The 1,624-nt window shown below is 69.8% G+C and carries 1 protein-coding gene; it reads right to left on the bottom strand.

The features are described from left to right. On the bottom strand, positions 1 to 1,555 hold a 1,555-nt coding region (locus GRC12_RS44295; protein ID WP_208786073.1), incomplete at its 3' end, for an IS1182 family transposase. Between the last annotated feature and the right edge of the window lie 69 nt (positions 1,556 to 1,624).

The following is a 1,624-nucleotide window of genomic DNA, read 5'->3' as shown; positions in this document are numbered from 1 at the left end:
GCCAGGTGCCGCTGGTGCGGGTGAGTCCGAGGTTGACCAGTCGGCGGAGGTTGAGGGCGGCGGCGCGGTGGTGGAGCCAGAGGTTGTTGGCGATGATGCCGCGGTGCGGGACGCGGCGGTTGCCGCCTGCGACCAGCCAGGCGATGGCCCGTTCGACCGGGGGCCGCCATCTGCGGTATTCGGCCTGCCAGGCAGGGTCCGCGGCCTCTCGACGGGCGGCGGTCAGCAGTTCGTGCTGGGGGTGGACGTTGAGGGTGCGTCCGGTCTTGGATGTGGTGCAGCGCTCGCGCAGGGGGCAGCCGGTGCACAGGCGTTTGAACTGGGCGGTGCGGGCCCCGTCGGCTTTGACCTGGCCGAGGTTGGCGGTGTGTCCGGCCGGGCAGGTCGCGGTGCCGGCGGCCGGGTCGATGCGGAAGTCGTCGATGGTGAAGCCGCCGGGGATCACCTGCCGCAGCGGCGGTGGCTTGATGACCAGGGTGTGGCCCGCGGCCTGCAACTGTTCACGCAGCTCGCCGGTGCCGTAGGCGGAGTCGCCGAGCACGGTTAAGTCGCCGTCCTCCTCCTCCAGCAGATCACGGGCAACGGCCGCTTCGTGGTTGCCGGGACCATAGCCGCCGGTGACAGCGACGGCGGTGAACAGCCCGCTCTCCGGCTCGAAGGAGACGTGTCCCTTGAATCCGTCCTGGTGGCGGGTGCGGTTTTTGTGGATGTGCCGGGCGTCGGGATCGACGGTGGACACCGTCCGGTCGGCCGCGGTGCGCCGGGCGATGCGCCAGCGGCCGTCGCGTCCGTCGGAGTCCTCGGCCGGTTCCACATCCTGCCCGGCGACCAGCGCCAGCAGACCGACCGCGTTCGCCGCCTTCTCGCCCAACTCCTGCTCGGGCAGGTGCCCGAGCAGGTTGAGGGCATCGGTGACCAGAGCATCCACCAACGCGGCGCGCGCCTGCTCATCGTCCCAGGCGATCCTCGGCTTGCCCGGGTCGGTGTAGTCGTGCGCGCGGCAGTGCTCCGCGGCCACCTCCTGGGCTCCGGGGACCTCGCGGATCACCCGGCGGATCGCGGAGATGATCTGGGTGACGGTGTCCTGTGTGGCCACCGCGTCATCGAGCACGGTGGAGTCCAAAGCGCGTCGCTGCTTGCCCTTGAGCACCCCGGTCGCGGCCACCACGTTCTTGACCTCGGTGAAGATCCGCATCGGATCGGCCGAGTGGCGCAGCCGGCGCCGGAAGTACGTCAGCAGCGACGGATCGAAGGCCATGTCGTACAAGCCCAGCCCGCAGGCCGCCTTCCACCGCAGATCACACCGCAGTTCCTGGACCGTCTCAAAGTCTGACAGCCCCTGCAGGCTCTGCAGCACCACGGTGGCGGCCAAGACCTGCGGCGGCAGACTCGGACGGCCGTTGGACGAGGGATACATGTCCGCGAACATCGACGGCGGGAACAGTGCCTCCCGGTGTTCGGCCAAAAACGCGAACACGCTCCCGGCCGGGATCAACTCACGGCAGGTCTCCCATACGTCCGGCCCGGCCATCTCCCCGGCCCATTCCCCCTGCATGCCTACAAGACTGGCCCCGGCCCTGCCGGCCCGGGGCCAGAACCCGCAACATTTTCAGTGATCTTCTAG

Origin of the sequence: Streptomyces griseorubiginosus, assembly GCF_017614965.1 — a bacterium.
Taxonomy (GTDB): domain Bacteria; phylum Actinomycetota; class Actinomycetes; order Streptomycetales; family Streptomycetaceae; genus Streptomyces; species Streptomyces griseorubiginosus_B.
The sequence above is the reverse complement of the archived record's forward strand: the minus strand, read 5'-3'. Positions and strand labels throughout refer to the sequence as shown.